This is a genomic window from Enterococcus sp. AAFC-DPL-5182, assembly GCF_058216605.1.
This window is the reverse complement of record NZ_CM177101.1, coordinates 373666-391953: the sequence shown is the minus strand read 5'-3', so window position 1 is coordinate 391953 and position 18288 is coordinate 373666. Positions and strand designations below refer to the sequence as shown.

The 18288-nt window shown below is 31.8% G+C and carries 18 protein-coding genes; 2 read left to right on the top strand and 16 right to left on the bottom strand.

The window, feature by feature from the left end; all coding sequences use genetic code 11:
• Positions 1-78 precede the first annotated feature (78 nt).
• The 11 genes from AC4BB7_RS01800 to AC4BB7_RS01750 form a co-directional block, all read right to left on the bottom strand.
• Entirely contained in the window at positions 79-999 is a 921-nt protein-coding gene (locus tag AC4BB7_RS01800) for an SMODS-associated NUDIX domain-containing protein (RefSeq protein WP_490484216.1), read from the bottom strand.
• Positions 1000-2379, bottom strand: a complete 1380-nt coding sequence (locus AC4BB7_RS01795; protein WP_490484215.1) for a nucleotidyltransferase — start codon at positions 2377-2379, stop codon at positions 1000-1002.
• 406 nt (positions 2380-2785) lie between these two features.
• A complete protein-coding gene (locus AC4BB7_RS01790) occupies positions 2786-2998 on the bottom strand; it encodes a hypothetical protein (RefSeq protein WP_490484214.1) in 213 nt (70 codons plus the stop codon).
• A gap of 86 nt (positions 2999-3084) precedes the next feature.
• Positions 3085-3537, bottom strand: a complete 453-nt coding sequence (locus tag AC4BB7_RS01785; RefSeq protein WP_490484213.1) for a hypothetical protein — start codon at positions 3535-3537, stop codon at positions 3085-3087.
• 150 nt (positions 3538-3687) lie between these two features.
• On the bottom strand, positions 3688-3876 hold the full coding sequence (locus tag AC4BB7_RS01780) for a hypothetical protein (RefSeq protein WP_490484212.1): 189 nt from the start codon (positions 3874-3876) through the stop codon (positions 3688-3690).
• Complete coding sequence (locus tag AC4BB7_RS01775; protein ID WP_490484211.1) at positions 3873-4262, bottom strand: hypothetical protein; 390 nt, start codon at positions 4260-4262, stop codon at positions 3873-3875. The genes AC4BB7_RS01780 and AC4BB7_RS01775 overlap by 4 nt, the downstream gene beginning before the upstream one ends.
• Positions 4263-4295: 33 nt before the next feature.
• Positions 4296-4703, bottom strand: coding sequence for a hypothetical protein (locus AC4BB7_RS01770; protein WP_490484210.1), 408 nt, complete (start codon positions 4701-4703; stop codon positions 4296-4298).
• Between the two features lie 487 nt (positions 4704-5190).
• A complete protein-coding gene (locus AC4BB7_RS01765; protein WP_490484209.1) occupies positions 5191-7047 on the bottom strand; it encodes a DEAD/DEAH box helicase in 1857 nt (618 codons plus the stop codon).
• Positions 7037-8308 carry a hypothetical protein gene (locus AC4BB7_RS01760; protein ID WP_490484208.1) on the bottom strand — a complete coding sequence of 424 codons (1272 nt, stop codon included), beginning with the start codon at positions 8306-8308 and terminating at the stop codon, positions 7037-7039. Before AC4BB7_RS01760 ends, AC4BB7_RS01765 begins: the two co-directional genes overlap by 11 nt.
• A complete protein-coding gene (locus AC4BB7_RS01755) occupies positions 8301-11234 on the bottom strand; it encodes a type III restriction-modification system endonuclease (protein WP_490484207.1) in 2934 nt (977 codons plus the stop codon). The genes AC4BB7_RS01760 and AC4BB7_RS01755 overlap by 8 nt, the downstream gene beginning before the upstream one ends.
• Before the next feature lie 14 nt (positions 11235-11248).
• The gene (locus tag AC4BB7_RS01750) at positions 11249-13222 is read right to left on the bottom strand and encodes a site-specific DNA-methyltransferase (protein WP_490484206.1); all 1974 of its coding nucleotides are present in this window, start codon (positions 13220-13222) and stop codon (positions 11249-11251) included.
• 931 nt (positions 13223-14153) lie between these two features.
• Here AC4BB7_RS01750 and AC4BB7_RS01745 point away from each other — a divergent pair.
• Positions 14154-14462 carry a JAB domain-containing protein gene (locus AC4BB7_RS01745; RefSeq protein WP_490484205.1) on the top strand — a complete coding sequence of 103 codons (309 nt, stop codon included), beginning with the start codon at positions 14154-14156 and terminating at the stop codon, positions 14460-14462.
• 307 nt (positions 14463-14769) lie between these two features.
• Here AC4BB7_RS01745 and AC4BB7_RS01740 read toward each other — a convergent pair whose 3' ends face one another.
• The 5 genes from AC4BB7_RS01740 to AC4BB7_RS01720 all read right to left on the bottom strand — a co-directional run bounded on the left by AC4BB7_RS01740 (position 14770) and on the right by AC4BB7_RS01720 (position 17697).
• Positions 14770-15387: a hypothetical protein gene (locus AC4BB7_RS01740; protein ID WP_490484204.1), complete on the bottom strand. Its 618-nt coding sequence runs from the start codon at positions 15385-15387 to the stop codon at positions 14770-14772.
• Positions 15388-15438: 51 nt separating this feature from the next.
• Positions 15439-15714, bottom strand: a complete 276-nt coding sequence (locus AC4BB7_RS01735; protein ID WP_490484203.1) for a hypothetical protein — start codon at positions 15712-15714, stop codon at positions 15439-15441.
• 22 nt (positions 15715-15736) lie between these two features.
• Positions 15737-16093 (bottom strand): hypothetical protein, encoded by a 357-nt coding sequence (locus AC4BB7_RS01730; protein WP_490484202.1) that lies wholly within the window; start codon positions 16091-16093, stop codon positions 15737-15739.
• Positions 16094-16138: 45 nt separating this feature from the next.
• Positions 16139-17146 (bottom strand): hypothetical protein, encoded by a 1008-nt coding sequence (locus AC4BB7_RS01725; RefSeq protein WP_490484201.1) that lies wholly within the window; start codon positions 17144-17146, stop codon positions 16139-16141.
• Between the two features lie 332 nt (positions 17147-17478).
• Positions 17479-17697 carry a helix-turn-helix domain-containing protein gene (locus tag AC4BB7_RS01720; RefSeq protein WP_348921636.1) on the bottom strand — a complete coding sequence of 73 codons (219 nt, stop codon included), beginning with the start codon at positions 17695-17697 and terminating at the stop codon, positions 17479-17481.
• 139 nt (positions 17698-17836) lie between these two features.
• Between AC4BB7_RS01720 and AC4BB7_RS01715 the strand changes: the two genes are divergently transcribed.
• Positions 17837-18064, top strand: a complete 228-nt coding sequence (locus AC4BB7_RS01715; RefSeq protein ID WP_490484200.1) for a hypothetical protein — start codon at positions 17837-17839, stop codon at positions 18062-18064.
• Positions 18065-18288: the final 224 nt, after the last annotated feature.

The following is an 18288-nucleotide window of genomic DNA, read 5'->3' as shown; positions in this document are numbered from 1 at the left end:
TACTTCAAAATTGAGTAAAAATAGATAACTTATTTGAAGCATCATAAACCAATAATATTATGAGGTAATCACTACCCATTAAATCTGAACAGTGACTACCTCTTTATGCATGTTTCTCAAAATCAACTCATCGGTGTTTTCACTAAGAATTTTAGGTGTATGGTTAGCAATATCATCTGTAAGTTTATTGGTTCCATAGCCAACCCCATATGATTTAATTTCATCAGGTTTTGCAAAACGATATTTTATACTCTCTTTCTCCATAAGGACTCTGAATAACTCTTCTTGTTCGGCTGACAACTGAACATCAATAATATCTGCTAAGAGTAGCTCATAATGGTTAAACACATTACCATATTCGACATTTGTCATATGCCTTCCACAATATTTATATGTTAATTCACCAAAAATATTTTTATCTAAAATATTTGTGGAAAAAAGTTCTTCACAGAATTCTCTACTTAGATCATTTATATTTTCTCTATGCAACGTTTTATCAAATCTTTTAACAAATTTTCTTAGGTCTTTATTTTTAACTAATAATCTGTAGTCTCGCTTCGTAATTTTATCTATTGGTATTCGATCATCATTTTCAACTGGAATATGATCTGCTAAAAAATTTGCTTCTTCTTGTTTAAATTTATAAGCTCCACCAACTGGTTGATATTTTTTAGTTCTAATATTTTGTATTAAAAAATATTGACCATCAACTTTTATTCTAAACAAGTATGCAAATGAAACTCTAATAATCGTATCATTTTGTAATAAATGCGCTCTTAATAATTTACGCTGAGATGATTTCCAACTTCTATTATCAGTCAAATCAACAATACTTGTGAGAAGATATGGAAGTAGATATCCTGCAAGTGCCCCTCCCAAAGCTGCTCCAATAGAATTCTCTTTTGTTTCAAAATAAGCTATCCCCCATACGCTCATAGCCATGCTAATCAGTAAGAAGACCATTTTCAATATTTTCTTTTTGTAATGATTCTCTCTCAATCAATTACCTCCGATTGGAACATTTACATGACCAATTGCCACACAAATACCATTTTTTATCAAATAACATTCAATATAATGTTCACCAAAAAAATTTGAATTCTCTGTTATTTCGTTACCTCGATCTTGGATTTGACCACGAATATCATTACGTCGTTCAGCTTCAGTTCCCACATTCAAAACTTTCCATAAAACCTTATCGTACGATGGACAGTTTGTACTTTCTATTTTACATTTAATAGAAAAATTATGAGGGATACATTTTTTTAAACGCGGTGCAAATTTATCTAAATACTCTAAAATTGGCATTACTGAAAATCCATTACCCGAAACTTTGCAATCGATACTTACATCATACTGCTCATAGATAGGAAATAAATCTTCAATGAATTCTTCAGTTTCATTGAAATTGTATAATTTGTTTACATTAAATTTTTTATTGACGGCAGATAGTTCTAACTCTTCCCAATAAGAGTGATTAAAAAAATTTCCCCAAGCATTTATTGCATCCGTATAAGTACATTCTGAATCAAATAACACTTCTAAATTATGTAGATTAGATTCAAGACGATTCCTCCAATTTTTCATTCTTTGATAGTCAACTTCTCTATTTACCAACGCTCTTCCATTGTCAACAGGAGCTACAACCTCCAAATAAATATTCAAACGACTCACGATCGACTTCATTGTGTAATAGAATAATTCATCTAATCGAGTGTAATTTGATGTGAATTTTTCATCACATAAAATCGTCTGAATCAAACCACTCGGCATATTTTTCCAAGTACTTCTTGATTTGCAGAACATTTTTGATAGTCTTGTAACTTTTCTTAAATCATCTCCTAGATTCTTTATTTCGTTATTAAACCATTCTTCTAGAGCTTTTATATGCCTAACTGTCCATTCTGATCCTGCATGTTCATAAGTATACTCATCGTCCCATGAATGCTCTTTGTATCTTTTGAACACTGCAAAATCCACATGATAACCTACAGATGTATACTTTAACCTAACACAACTTGTTTTTACATCAGGTTCTTCTGCAAATAGTTTAGTCTTTCTTTCTAGCGCATTTGCCACCATATTTCTTGTAGCAAGAGGGCCTTCCACATTCAAATTGTCTGATTCAAACACTATACCAACGTCTATATCATAATCGTTTTCATCATTTTGGGTGATTGTATGCATAGCCATACTACCTTGAATTCTTTCCTCCGAAATTTTATACTCTGTTTTCTTTTCTTCGTTGTACTCAGATAGCCCTTCTTTCAACCTCTTTATATTCAATCTTCGTTTTTCTCTTAATTCATTTTGTTCTTTTGCTAGAAGTACAACCTCTGTTCGGTAAAATTTTTTAAATTCTTTTGAGCAATCATACACTTTTATCACTCCTTCTTTAGTTTCATTTTTTTTTACTTTTTAATCATCTAAAATTTTTAATTATTACGTAACACAATAATCCACCTTTGTTCTATTATCAGGCTTAGGGCCTGCTCCACCCTCAAATCACTTTTGTATTTGTTTCCTCTGAAATTCGCTTATATAATTTAATCAATCTCAATTGCAACTATTGAACAAGTTTAATAACCTCCTCTTCCCCAATTTGCGTTTTAAAAGCTTGTTTGGTCAGTTGCTTCGTTAAAGATTAATTAGCTCGACACTAACTTGTTTATACGCCAGTAAGTAGATAATCTTCCCTGCCAAATAATAATCATTAAATTTTGCGGTATCACCCAATGGGTTTTCTTACGGGTATCCATCCACTGCCTATTATGTCACGTCATCACTAAACGAATCTAAATCTTTGGCATTTTGAAAAAAGGCTAAGTAAGTCAGCGAATATTACTGTAACAATCTCATTCTTTCTTTGACCATCAAAATCAGATGCTTTAGCTTCGACTTTCTTTGCGATTTGCACTCTAATGTATTCCGCAATTATTTTATCTCGCAACTCATAAAAATAATCTTCAATACGTTCCTCAGTTGGATAACCAACCATTTGACCAATCACTTTGTTTTTGTAAATTTCCCACAAAAACTTCTTTAATTGACTGAATTATTTCTGTGTGAGCATATATTCTTTGATTATGTCCCACTGTTACTAAGTATCTCTTTCATTAGCTCTACTAATACTTTTTTATTCTTTTTCAATTGCTCAGAAGCACCATTTTCTTCAGAGATTTTATCCAGTACACTGCCGATGTTAAAGATATTTCTAGTCACATTTAAATTATATTGATATGTTTTCTTTCCATCTTCTTCAATCATGATTCTATGAGAAGGCGGCCATAGTACCACACTACTATAAAAATATTCCAAGTAAAATTTAGCCCATGCAACTAGGTTAATCCCGTAATCTGAATAAAGATCTTTAATAAACTTCTTGGATTTTTGCGATAGTTTGTATTGCGAAATTGATAGTCCACAATTTTTATCACATATTTTATAGTATTCTTTAGCAAAAGCTAACAACTCAAATGGATAATCACTCAGAATCTTGTATTTGCCAATCATTTTTGTATACAAATCATATGACAACCTTTCCCAATCCTTTGTGTCTGAGATTAACAGGAAAAAATCCGTACTATCAAGTATTTTAGTTATTTGTCGGTTCATTTTAACATCATATTTTGTGAAAATATTTATGAGCCATCTTTGAGTGTCTTCGCTGTATAATTCAATTTCGTATTAGTAATTAACATTTCGCCTTAACTCTGTCGTTTGGCTTTTCCTTGAACTTTGATCTTCTTCCAAAAGCTTATAGTAATCAAATATATAGTCTATCAATTTATGGATATTTTCCTCTTTATTTTTCCAGTGTGTTTCATCAAAGCCATCATGTTTTTTCCTAAGTTTAATATATTCTTCTATTTTCATATTGAATCACACGCTTGCTTCATATAGTCTTCATAGAGTTCATCACTTACTGGAGAAATACTTTTTTGCCAATAGTACATTACCAATATTTCTAAAATCTTCTTTCTTCCTTTAATATAGGGTAAAGTTGAAATTTGAGAGTAAATATTATCAATATTAAATTTATTTTTCTTTGCTTTCATCGGATTATATGACTTTCCGTATTCCTCAATGTCACATGCTCCAACTGGCCACATATGTTCATATCCAAAAAAGTTATCTGAATACACTTCAGCCCATGCAAGCAGGTTAACTTTATACTTATCAGCAGTAGCTATTATATACTTATCAATTTTTTCATTAAAGCTAGTTTCATTTTCTTGGTTGAGTTGATAATTATTACTCAAAATTCTATGTTCATCAAGAATAAATTCGTAAAGTTACTCTGTATAATTTTCCATAAATGGATATTTTTTAATTAGTTGTGAATAACATTTGTACGAATATTTTCTAAAACTTTCTGACGAATTTGTCAATAAGAATACATCTATATCCTTTAGTAATTTTGGGATTTGTTGATTCATCTTTTTGTTATATTTGGAGTATACTTCAATGAACCAATTTTGAACTTCAGTGGAATATTTTTCTATTTGCCAATAGTACTTCTCAATTTTTTCATCATTTTCAATTTGCAGACGTCGGCTTTCATCGATATTGATGTAGGTATTAAAATACTCAAAAATGTAGTTAACACAGTCTTGCAGATTGTTTTCTTTCTTATCTAAATCAAGCAAATTTTTCTTGTCATCTTTCAGCCTTTTTTCAATGAACTTATCTAATGTCATCATTAAGCCACCTCTTTCAATAAAATATAATAAATTGTCTTTTAATACATTCTAACAAATTTCGAAGGATGTTTATATTATTTTCATGTTGATACATAAAGAGATTTTTCAAAAACGTTATACAGTTAAGAAGTAGAAAAATGCATATGTTTATTACATTCACAAAAAAACACGCTCCAGATTTGGAGAGTGCTTTAGATATTACTATATTCTCTTTCTCTTGCTCTAATCTTTTCAATACACAAGAGATACCCTGTAAAATCGCCCCAACGTTTTCTATCTTCTGCTGAACCTAGTTTATCTTTCCAGTAAAGGGACAGTGTTTTCTACATGTTCCAACAGATTCCAAACACAATTGTATCAACATTTATAGTTCCAAGTAATCCCATAAATTTTTGACGTTTTTTGGGATTGGTGCTAGTTGGGGGATTAGTTTCTAGATTTTTAGCAAGGTTTCCATTTGAAACAACATTTAAAACAATGACTCCCATTATCGTGCAGAAATAATTTTTTTTACATCTTCTAAATAATCATCTGTAATTTCAGGTAATAAATTTTCACCATCAATCGCCTGCATCATTACTACTTCTTTTTCTTTCAACCTTTCATAAACCAATCTATCAATAAGTCCTCCCCGTGACTTACTTCCCTCACTCATCAAATAATAATAACGAGTATATTGATCATCAGGAAGGCCTAAACGGTGAATTCGATCTCTTGACTGAAGCATGAAAGTTAAATTAAAATTATATTCAAAATAAACAGCATCGTGTACTGTCTGGTGTAATGAAATAGATTCACCCAAAGTAGCCGGATTAGAAATCAAAACTGGGATATTTCCATCTCTAAAATCATTTATTAGATTGACTCGATCCTCTTTTGGGGTTTGTCCATAAACTAAATTAGCATAGATTCCAGTCTGGTTTAATTCAGTATGAATCTTTTTCATTGTACCAACAAACATTCCCCAGACAATGACCTTTTTCCCTTCTGAAACAAGTTTTCGGATTAGCTCCATTCCCTTATCAAATTTAGGTGTTCTCATGTTTGAAACACCTAAATCCAGATAAAGTTTCTGCTTAGCCATTTTAATTTCTTCATCATCTAGCGCAGAAGAAACAGTATAGCCAACTTCATCAAAAAGTAGACCAAGGTCGCTTACATCAAAGTCTTCTGCTAATAACTCAGGATTAGTAGATGCTTGTAACAATCGAATATATCTTCCTAGTACATTTTGTTCAATTTCATGAATAGTTTCTACTAACTCATCCTGCTCTATACTTGGGTTGACAGCGATTATATTATCAGGATCAGCTGTTGGAATTTTCAAATCCTTTTTATTTGTTCTCCAAAAAAAAGGTTGCAATTTTTCATTTATCTCAGTCGGATTAGCGTACTTCAAATCGGAAATACTCCAACCAAAAAAAGAATCATACTCATTACGGTAGAGAAGATGTAAAAAATTGTATATATCTTCATAAGAATTGGGTATAGGCGTTCCTGTTAAGACAAAATTATAATGAGCTTGCGGTCCGAGTTCCAGCGCATTTTTAGCTCTCTCTCCAATTGGATTTTTTACGCGGTGGACTTCATCAAAAACAATCATCGTATTTTCATTGATAAGTTCGTTCAATACAGATAGCTTCCATCCTGATAAGGATTCATAGTTTAGAACAATTACATTAGCTGCACCCCACTCTATTCTAATATCTCCCGAATTATCAAAATCCTTTAAATTCATGTAATGAAGTTTGCGCTTTTCACCAAACACTTCAGAAAATTCAGTTTTCCAAGCTTCAAATGCGTTAATTGGTGAAATCACTAAAAGTTTATCTACTTCATTCATTTTAGTAGAACTTAAATATGCAAAAGCACCATACGTCATAGCGGTTTTACCAGCGCCTGGCACACTAAAATTTGCAGCACGTCTCATTTTTCCAAAATAGAAGCTAGCTTGCACTTGCTGTGGTTTCAATGGACGACTAATCTCTTCGTCAATAATCGCTTTAAAATTGTTCAACTCCTCATTCCAACGGTTGTCATAATCTTTAATAGTAAGCCCAGCGATTCGTTGCTCAGCAATCGCATACTCAGATTCAGTTATAAATAATTTAATTGATTCATCAACGTCTAGCAAACAATCCATTTTATTATTCAATTTTTGAATAAACTCTGCCAATTGAACATAGTTTAAGTCAGCCGAAAGTTCTAAATTATTAAAGTTTTCAAAATATGAGTGATACCGCTCTAATAAACGAATCACTTTTCTTTTTTTTAAAACCCCATCCTGGCTATCTACTAGTTTAAACACGCCATTTTCGTCAATCAATTTCGGGTTATAGTTCATCCTCATATACCTCAATTAAATCTCCACTGATAAGATTGATTTTCACGAGTATATCTCGAATTTCTACAATTTGATCTTTACTAAAATTATTAAAATGCAAATTACCAGTTAGACCGTCTCCACGCTTCATATCAATTAGAGTATTAGATGTTTCTTTTATATCTAAAATAAAACTATCTACATTTTTCCCCCGATTCTGATGATTTACAATTGTACTATAGGTCTGACTAATTTCGCGTAATTCTGGAGTTGCTTCTTCTAATCGCTTTCTGTACTCTGATGATGTATTTATTGGTTCAGTATCTAATTTATCGCGAAAACTTTCTACTGCTTCTTCAATTTTATGATTAAAATCATTATTCATCGGTGAGTTTGCAATATCTTTTAAGTAATCACGCATTTCTCGAAGTGTGTCTCCTCCGGTCAGAAAAGTCTTACTTAAAAAAGTAAATATAGACTCTTTGGTTTGCTCATAATTAGGTCCTTTATTTGGATATAAACGATTCAACTTTTTAGATAATTCGTACAAATGAGTATAAATCTTAAGGTCTTTAATAATATGGTAATTTTCTGGTGAACTATTTATAAAAAGAAGAAAATCATGAATTAAATCTACTGTCGCAATTCTATTTTCTAAATCCTTAACATTAAGATTCGCCTCTACTGAGTAATCTTTTGTGCTCATTAGTTCGTTATAAATAATTGTTTTATAGGCGTCTACAGCCAAATCTACTGGATCATACTGTAATTTTTCCTCAATACCCATTTGGATTGCTAACTCTAATCTTTTAATTTGAGCACGGTCAGCTTTAGCATCATAAGTAAATGGTAAAACTACTGCTTCAAAATATTGTGTAGCTCCTGTCTCAAGCTGTAGTTGTCTAAGCGCAGTAAAACGTCTATTACCATCAATAATTCGCCCATCTTGCAAAACATACCCATAGACTTGTTGTCCTTTTTCTTTGATCGATTTTTTCGTTTTCTTTAAAGCGGAGGGGTTGTCTTCTTCAATAAAATTAGCGATTTTATTATTATATTCTGTACTGAACTCATCACTACTAGGAGATAAACTACCAATTTCACGTTTTATTTGTGTTGATATTCGACCATTTTCATCATTATAATATAAATATTTCAGCGGAATCCGATACACATCAAGCATTGTGTCAGTTAAGTTGGGAATCGTAGTTGGTAGTTTGGGTTTTGCTCCAGTACTCGCAATTTCTCCTGACTTCACTAAAGCTACTAATGGCTTACTCACTTGCTTTTACCACCTTTCTTAATTTTGAATAAACGTCTTCTGGTGTAGTAGCTTCTTTGTATTCAACGCCAAACTCTTTTAGTTGACCAAAAAACTTATCTTGGATAGCAATAACCTGTTCATCGCTTAAACGCTTGCTAGCTCCCTCAGCCTTTGTCTCTACTAATAAATATACATGGGCTTCATCTTCACGTTCTACGATATAGACAAAATCCGGTGTAGTAGTTCCACCCATATATTTTGGCACTTGGATTGCTCTTTTAGGCAGCTTTCCGAATGAAACTACGCTGGATTCATAGCCACGTTTTAATAATGCTTTTTCAGGATAAGCAGAGTCATAGCGTAGAGGTGGGAGATCATATAATTGACGACCATCATCACGGATGTCATTATCCTCATTCACACCAATTACTGTTGCTAAAATATCTTCCTTAAAATCATTTAAGGTTATGTCAAATACAGAGGTACTCGCCTGAAAATCTAATGATTGATAATGATAACTTTGCGCATAGCGTTCTTCAAAACGTCGCTTAAAATCACGATTCAAATTATTAAGAGTGATTTCATTTAAAAATCTAGTATCACCACTATATTCTTCATTTAAAGTTCTCACTAGACTTCTGTGTACTTGCGAAGGTTTTAACTTTGTAGATCTTGTAAGTCGCAACAAGAATTCACCATAAACCATGCCTTCAATTGGTTGTCGATTTTCATAATTTGATACTTGTTCCCTAACTCTCATCTCTCCCTGTTCATCATTGTAGTATAATTCATTTAAAGTAAATTCAGGATACTGGAGAACAAAATTTTCCTTATTCATAATCATTTCATCTATCATTAATTGTAGTGAGTCTTTATTAAGTCGTTCAAACTCAAGCATATAACGATTAGCAAATTGCTCCCATAATTTTCGCATTTTGTTCCAGTTTTCTTTATTCAACTTGATTCTTTGTTTGGTATTTGGTCCACCGGTCGTTATTTTATCTTTCTTCACTCGATTAGTCTCAATTAACACAGGATAGAGTTCGATTAGTTTTTCGAATCCTCCCTCTTTGAAATCATTATTACGCTTAATTATTCCCTCATTATCTAACTGTTCAAGCAATGTCTCTTCATCAAGGTTATCAACTTTTTCAATAAGCAACTCAATCATTGATTCTGTTAGCTTTGTTTCATCTAATTTAACAAGTGCATCATCATTAACATCATTAACTAGTTTGTTAGCAAAATCTTTTTCATCATAGCCTATTAAGAAACGTAATCTACTTGGTAGCTCCTCCTGTACAAGACGATGTCCATTTTCATCTACAGGTAAGCGCAATCCTCTGCCGACTTCTTGAATTTTTGAGTTTTCACTTCCTGATGTACGGAGCTTAGCAATTACGAAAACATTAGGATTATCCCACCCTTCTCGTAGTGTCCATTTTGAAAATAGGAAACGGCGTGTCTGCCACTTACCTTTTTCATCTTTAAATGAGAGCAGCTTTTCTTTATTACGTAAAATATCATCAACTTCAGCCTGAATCGCCTCATCACCACTCCCACGATCTTCACCGAAATAACCTGCATGAACATCTTTGGTTAAATTCGATAACGTTACTTGTAAAAATGAAAGGTACTCCTGCTCTCGAGGTAATTTCTTTAAACGAAATTCACGAATAAGTGACTCCACTTTTTTCTTTAGTAATTTTTCAAAAACTACTTTGAGCCATCCATCTTCATCTCTATACGACTTGATTGAATCAATAAAGAACAGAGACAGAGTTTTCACTTTCGCTTGGTGTTCATTTTCACGTAAAAAATTATAGATTTCGGCTTCAAAATGTTTATCAATGGCAGCTCTAATGATTAATTCCTGATACGAACTAGTCATTGTTGCTGGTAAAAAGACCATCCCTTTTTCCAACTCCAAACCGTTTGACAGCATCTTAGCCCCTTCATAATATATATCACCATCAAAATGAAGTACATCACCATTAGCATAGGTATTTATCTTTGAACCGTGTTTCAAAACTAATTTTTTGTTATTGACTGATTCAACTACATATCTTTCCTTTGATTCAGATTCTGTTACGTTCGGATAGTGGATATCAATACCTTTAACCAAACCGTTATTAAAAGAAGATACCGCGTTTAAATTAAATTGAGGTTGATTCCGATAATAATCTTTAACAACTTTAGCATTCCGTCCTGTTCCTATTTTTTTATCTGGGAAAGTTGCCCCAAAGCGAATAATCATTTGCGGATTAGTACTTTGAATAGACTTATAGAATTCACCATCTCGCGGAAACCTATGTGGTTCATCAACAAGAACTATAGGACGCGTCGCTTGAATCGCGTCTAGCGGCTTAGTAAAACCTGAAAGTAACGTCTGATTAAAACGTTCTTGACCTTTATTTTTCCCACGTGTAATAATTCCTTTCATATTATCAGAATTCAACATAGAAGCGTTTATTAGCAATACTTGAATTGTTGAAGAATTCAATCGATCACCTTCAATAAACTCTACTAAATGAGCTGGCAACAAGCCCTTTTTGCTATTAAAATCGCCTGAGTTGATAATATTTAGATTTATTTGAGTGTTTTCATAAAATTGTGAAAAGTGCTGTTTTGCATAATCGGCTTGAATAAAACTTTTCCAACCTTCTTTAATAGCTGGAGTGGGTACTACTACAATAAACTTAAACAAACCATATTTTTGGTGTAAATCATACATAGCACGTACACCCACATAGGTTTTCCCAGTTCCTGTCTCCATTTTAATATCAATATTTGTATTATCATTTCCACGCCCTTTAATAATAGGGTTAGCATAGACGTAGTTGCCATCTGGGTTTTTTGTTGATTTATCCACTCCATAAAATGCAGTATCAAGTGCTTGGAGCGCCTCCAACTGATGAGGTAGCTCTTCTAATAAAATTTTCATAGACTTTCTACCTCCTAGTATCTCACCTGAAGATTAACTTTATTTTCTAACTGACTTAATGCAATTTCTAATTCTCGTAAACTTTCCATTTCAATGGTATATCCATAAATAACAATTGTTTGAACAGTAATTTCATTTGTTCCGATAGCATTTACTAACGCTTTAGTATTTTCTGCTTTCCAATTATTACTAATAATGTAAATTCTTTGATTATTCACATAAGGTAATTCAATTCCTGAAAAATTAATCATTTCAACTGAAACATCAAATTTGTAATTGTCCTTAACAAGATATGTTTGCAAAATAGTATCAACACCATCAGCATTACCTTCGACACCAAGTTTTTCACTTGAAAATAAACTAATCATATCGTCAAACATGTCTAACTGTAAATTATCATGATAATTAATTTTTTCTAGGGATTCTTGATTAACAGAAACCACTCGATAATGCTTAAAACCCAAATCTTGTGCTTCAACTGCTAGCGGATTCTCCATTTTTATTTTTCGTGTAGCGCGAATAATTCTCTCTCGGGAAATTTGATCAATTGACTTATAGCCATCTCTATAGGCCTCTTCTCCACCTTTAGTTGGTATTTCTGAACCATCTGCGTTTACTATATAAGTGGGCTCAGGTAACGTACACATTATATATTGTCTATTTTTATCATCTTCAACATTAAGCTGCATAACTGCTTCAGCGGTTGTTGAAGAACCCGCAAAGAAGTCGAGAATGATGCTGTTATTTTGTGTGTAGAGTTGCAATATTCTTTTAATTAAACCGACCGGCTTCGGGTAGGAAAAGTACGCCTTTCCATCAAATAATTTTTTTAAATCTTGGCTTGCTGATTGAGAGTGCCCTACCTCTTTATACTTCCAAATTGTCATTGGCACTGATGTATTTCTAACCTCTGACAAAAAACGTTTTATACGTGGAACACCATCTCCATCATTACCAAACCAAATTCTGTTATCCTTGACATATTCATCAAATCGTTCCTTTGAAAGCAACCAACTACGGCCACTTGGTGGATTAACCTTTCTCCCAGACTGCAATTCTATCTCATAAATATTTTTTTGAACTGCTGGCCCAACAGAGAAATTATCTGACTGCCATGCCCCTCTTGGATCATTATCTGGATTCAAATAACGTTCATTTGCCTCATCTGACCGTGGTAAACCATTAGATACTAATTTTGGTTCATTTTTTGCGTAGACCATTAAATAGTCATGGCTCTCAGAAAAATGTTTTTTTAAATTAACTGGCGCATAAGCTCTTTCCCAAATGATATCCGCGACAAAGCTTCCTTCACCAAAAACATCATCCATCATTAACTTCAGATTAGCTTGCTCGTTATCATCAATTGATACAAAGATAACACCAGTATCCTTTAATAATTTTTTCGCTAAATACAATCTTGGATACATAAAAGTCAGCCAAGCACTGTGATTAGATTTACCTTGAATACTTTTTAGACGTTTTAGTTCTTCATCATTTAATGCAAACATACTTTGCAACTGATCATCTGTATACTCAAACTTATCTGGATAGACAAAACCGTCTGACCCCGTATTATATGGAGGGTCAATATAAATAAAATCAACACTATTCGCATAATTTTGTTGTAAATGACGTAACACCTCTAAATTATCTCCCGTAAAAAATAAGTTATTACTGTTTATATTTGCTTCCTTTTGGTTATGTGCTTTATCGGGGACAATAACAGTTATCGGTTGTTCCCCAGCTTGCTTCTTAGCGTAATTTTTACCAATAAAATCTAATCGATAACCACTAGACAATTCTTCAATATTTTGCTCCTTTAAAGCGTTATTAAATTTTTCCATATCAAATTTTGCCCGTTCAATGATGTTACCTTCTTCATCTAATTTACTACTTGTAAAAAAATCTGGTAATTTTTGACTTAGTTCATTCAAAAATGCAGAATTTGATTTTATTGTTTTGTTAATTTTTTGATTATCTCTTATCATTCTTACACTTCCCTTTAACAATATTTTCTTTAATTTAACAAATTCAATTAAAATAAAGACATGTAAGTTAATTATATCATAAAGGGACTGCCAAATTGCCTAAGAAACGGTTGTTTTATTTAGAATTAGAAATATAAAAGCTAACGGAAGAATTAATACTTATTTAATTTTTTAAAAACACATCTAAACTACTGAATTGACTATCAAATATAATTCTAATCCATTGTGATATCAGTCTTTATCACATACACTATTTAAATTTATAAAACAAATAAAAATTAATAGTATACGGTTACAAATGTTTTTCCCTAAAAATCATAATTGTTGAAATTCTCCTATTTATTAAATTTAATGGTTATACGTAAACGATATCCCAATCCCTTGAAACGAATAAATAAGTACTTTCATGCAATTAATAACTGAGATTATGTACTTGTTATATCGTTCCATAGAACAAGCATTAACAACAAATTTATACTTGTATTATCACCTAAATTGATGGATTTTATATCCTGATAATGTTAAAAAGTACTCAGCAAGTTCGTGCCAAATAATAATTCGAATAAAATTTATTAGGAGGTTATTCACATGTCAAATTAAAGAACAAACTTATCCCTATGAAACAGTTAATGCTAAAACTCATTTACTTGCTGCATCTGCTGAATTTCTGTCTAATCAAGAATTTATTGAATTAGCATTCAATGTCTCAGCTATCAAAGCTACTAACTTGATTGGAAAAATTGAGAGTATTAACGAAGTCAGATGGCTAATCGATGAACTGGATGAACCGAATGCGCTTCAAACACAAGCAATGTTCGAGCTGTGTCGTCGCTTTTGTTTAAGCACTGCTACAAAAGGAAATAAGGTCTCTTCATCAGTTGAAATAGCGGAACGATTAATGATTGAAATGGCAAGCTATCCCTAAGAAAACTTGTTACTAATTACATTAGACACAAAAAATCAAATCATTAAACAGCACACCCTTTTTAAAGGTTCGCTTAATCAAGGTGTGGCTCATCCTAGAGATATATTCAGACAAGCAGCTATTGATAACGCTGTTCGCTTCATTGTCTCTCATAATCATCCGAGTGGTGATCCTACCCCTAGTCAAAATGATGATGATTTTACTTCTCGACTTATTCAAGCTTCAAGTATTCTGGGTATTCCAATGCTTGACCACATAGTTGTAGGCCAGGATACTTATTATTCCTATGCAGAAGAAACAAGTCTTTTCAAATAGAATAGCAACAATATTTTATTATTATGTCGACTTCACTTGACACATACTTTAAAATTAATTTTGTTAAATAATTTTTTTAATAACGAAATTAATTCATAAGCTCACGAGCTATTCACAAACTAAATTTTATAGCGTATCCTTACCTCAACCAGTTGGTTAGGTTTTTTTGACGTCAAAAACACCTTCCAACTGGAGCGGAAAATGGTGACAAACAAAAAAGCTACCTCAAAAGGCAGCTCGATTAATCTGATAGTTCGATAACGTCTTTAATTATTTTTATCAATTATTTTATACTCAGCTTCTCCACTTATTTTTTTATAGTTTTCATTATTTTTAATATTTTCAAATAATCGATATTCCCAATATTTTCTTGCCAAAGTAATTGGAGAGTTATTTTATCATTCATATGTAATTCTTTCAAATTGAATGATCCACAATCATTCATGAGCCTGTTTCTACCAACATTCTCTAAAGATTTCATTATTCCTTTATAACTAGTAGACTGACTATACGTTGCATTTAAGTCTCCATGTCTCACATAATATCTGATCTCTCCATTTGAACTCTCTACCGCTCCTGTTGGCTCTTTTAATATTTCTATTACATCAACAAGTCTTTCCTTCAACATAATAAGTTTAGGATTTATAAAACTTATTTCATAGTGTCCTGAACTGTAACCCAATCGTCCTCTTCCTATGAGCTCTAAAACATCACCTTCTGTTAGCTGATAATCTACATATCCTTTAAACATTGGTAGCAGCGAGGGATTTTTACGCAGATATTCTGATTGGTGTTCAATGACATCCAAAAAAAATTCAACATAGTTTTCTTCATTATGCCATTTTATGTTTTTAACTATAATTTTGAATTTAGCTTTCCAGTTATCTTTTTTAGCTTTTTCATACCATTTAGTTTTAGAATCCATTGTCTTTCCTCAAAAATATCTTCCCATTTCTTTATTTTATTACGCAATGGATTACTGATAATTTACATCATTAGTATCCTGAATAAAAGTTGGTTTTTGCATCTCAACTAAAAAATCTGATAAAATTTTTACTTTTTCAGACTCATTAAGTAATGATTCTGATAAAACAATTTGTAATGAGTAACTTCCTGACGGATTATATTTTTCTAGTATTTCAATAGACTCCACATCAAACTTAATATACTCTTTTCCTCTAAGACGTCTATAATATACTATCTCCTTTGTGACAGGTAACTTTAGTTGCTTTCTTAAATCTTTGGAAATCATGCTGACCGCTCCTAATATTTTTTTAATTACTATTTTTCCATTCATCAATAGATGGAACCCTATTCTCTATCAACATCTTAATTGCAAGATAAATTAGATTTGAAGAATAACTTCCATTGACATAAAGATCTGAACTATGTGAAATTTGTGTTTCAATACTTTCACCAGCATACTCTTTTTCAACTCGACCAGACTCTTTTAAAATATCTAAATATCCCCTTAAATCTTTACTGGTTGCAAATAAGCACTCAACAAGCCCATCCCTTACTACTAATCCATAAGGCATGAGGTAGTAGTATTCAGCTGTTTGAATCGTTATTTCTAAAAAATCATCTATTTTTTGGAGTTCTAGTTTATCTATATATTCCGCATAATTCATAATAATGCTATTTCTTGTACTAATTTTCTCAAAAGTAACTTGACTCTAATCCGGAATAATTGAGCCAAACCAATTTTTTTCCTTAATAACATTCACAAAAAACAATTTTGTTTGTATATCTAGTTCTAATTGATTTGGATAATCATAGCTCTTAACTTCCCATCCTTCTTTCTCGTACTTAGTAATCATTTTATCAACGAGTACAATAATAAACTTAATTTCATGATACTTATAGTTACCAATAGTCCCAGTTGTTCTGGCATTATCTGCATCTCTTATTGATTTATATAATAGCGCATAGACTTGTGATGGGGAATATAATTTAAGCCACCCATCAAATGCATTACAAAGTACCTTTTCTTTTTCTTCATCATTCAATTCTCTAGAAAATCCCAGCTTGTTCATTTCAAATCTAAATATCTTAAGTAATTCCTTAATAACGTAACTCTTCCACAAATGAATATATTCCTTAGAATTTGCTAACTCAATATCATCTAAATACTTTAACTTTTCAAAAAGTTCTATTCTGCTATAGCGCTCGCTTACTATATTTAATGAAAAGAGTGTTTCATCTACTCTATAAGAAAAACTTGTATCAGTAATTTCTGAAAAGACTTCTATTGGAGTTTCTTCAGAGACTTTCAGTATATCCTTATCAATTAACTCCCTAAGGGTTTCCATTGTAAAGCCATTTACTGATTCCGTATATGTTTTATATTGTGGCACTAAACAATTAAACTCCAAATTGCTAATTTGAAATAGCACTGCAATGTTCACTCTGTCAAAAACATTTACATCTTGAAGTTCAACTTCACTATCTAAATAGATATCATGGATAATAGATGAAACTTTCTTTTTATCATTTTCTTTTTTTGACTGACAATTACTACAACTACACTCCTTGTTTTCTTTATCATATTCAATATGACCACACTTCTCACATTGAACATCAGGGGAAAAATATTTTAAACTAGATTTACTCGGCAATTGTGCAATTAGATAACGATTATCGTAAGGGCATTTTCTTGTTGTATAGAAAAATGGCAAATACACAGAAAATTTGGAAGCCTTATCAATTTCAAGTTCAAACTTATCAATTATTTTTTGTCACTGACAATTTTCCCGTATAGTAAAATTCAAGTATCTCTTTAAGAACTTTTGTTTCTAATCCACTTAAGGGATGTTTTTTTTCTTGAATTTGTACTAATTCAAAATTCTTTATCTCCTCATATTCCAATTTATTTCCCTTCTTTCAAGTCATTTTCATATATTAATACAATATAGCATTTACGAAAATAATTATTCTTTCATATTGGGACAATCTAATCACATTTTATCTTCATTACCATTATACATTATATAAGACTACAATCCAGATAAATTTACTAAATGTTCTTTAATTGAATAATCTCACCAATGTCATCTATATCCAAAGCTTCTGCAATTCTAATTAAATGATTGATTTGTATTCGCTGTCTTTTACCATTAGCTAGTTCGCTCAATCTTGCTACTTCAATATCAGATAACCTAGAAAGCTCGCTTAAAGAAATATTATGCTTACTTATCAAATCGTGAATTTTTATTTCCAATATTTTTTCTTTCATAAAAACATCCCTCTCTATTGCTTATATAGGCATGATAATATATAATGAATACAAGACCTTTGCTGATATAGGCAAAAAAAGAAATATTAATGTCTTTAGGAAATAAGAAAAAATAAAACTATAAATCAGGAGGTTCAACATGGCTCACCCAGTAAAAATGATCACCTATCAAGACCTACATAAACTAAATCATTCCATTCAACAATTAAAGAACTGGCACGAAACATTCAGTTTACTAAAAAACAACACCCATAATCATTCTATTCCCGATAACCTCTTCTATGAGCATGAGCGAATACTAAAAACATCAACTCAAGAAACACATAAACTTAAAACCAAAGAGAAATTGAAAAACATTTTGATTTAAAATCCTAGCTGCAAAATGGGATTTTAAAGTTCATCAGTATTAGCCGAACTGTTACTGATGAACGATAGATTTAAACAAGTAGTTGGATAACTGGCTACTTGTTTTTTGAATACACATCAGCAGTAGAATGAGAATATTCATGATATTTAGACCGATTATTTTTTTCTCTAGTAACTAGCGCAACGCAAAAAAGCCTAGAGGAAATCCCCTAGACCTTACCACTA

Excerpts from the sequence above, each read along its gene's own strand:
- AC4BB7_RS01720 (WP_348921636.1), bottom strand. The coding sequence starts at position 17,697 with ATGAAAGAAAAAATATTGGAAATAAAAATTCACGATTTGATAAGTAAG.
- AC4BB7_RS01780 (WP_490484212.1), bottom strand. The coding sequence starts at position 3,876 with ATGAAAATAGAAGAATATATTAAACTTAGGAAAAAACATGATGGCTTT.
- AC4BB7_RS01715 (WP_490484200.1), top strand. The coding sequence starts at position 17,837 with ATGGCTCACCCAGTAAAAATGATCACCTATCAAGACCTACATAAACTA.
- AC4BB7_RS01790 (WP_490484214.1), bottom strand. The coding sequence starts at position 2,998 with ATGGTTGGTTATCCAACTGAGGAACGTATTGAAGATTATTTTTATGAG.
- AC4BB7_RS01750 (WP_490484206.1), bottom strand. The coding sequence starts at position 13,222 with ATGATAAGAGATAATCAAAAAATTAACAAAACAATAAAATCAAATTCT.
- AC4BB7_RS01770 (WP_490484210.1), bottom strand. The coding sequence starts at position 4,703 with ATGATGACATTAGATAAGTTCATTGAAAAAAGGCTGAAAGATGACAAG.
- AC4BB7_RS01735 (WP_490484203.1), bottom strand. The coding sequence starts at position 15,714 with ATGATTTCCAAAGATTTAAGAAAGCAACTAAAGTTACCTGTCACAAAG.
- AC4BB7_RS01755 (WP_490484207.1), bottom strand. The coding sequence starts at position 11,234 with ATGAAAATTTTATTAGAAGAGCTACCTCATCAGTTGGAGGCGCTCCAA.
- AC4BB7_RS01740 (WP_490484204.1), bottom strand. The coding sequence starts at position 15,387 with ATGGATTCTAAAACTAAATGGTATGAAAAAGCTAAAAAAGATAACTGG.
- AC4BB7_RS01765 (WP_490484209.1), bottom strand. The coding sequence starts at position 7,047 with ATGAACTATAACCCGAAATTGATTGACGAAAATGGCGTGTTTAAACTA.
- AC4BB7_RS01730 (WP_490484202.1), bottom strand. The coding sequence starts at position 16,093 with ATGAATTATGCGGAATATATAGATAAACTAGAACTCCAAAAAATAGAT.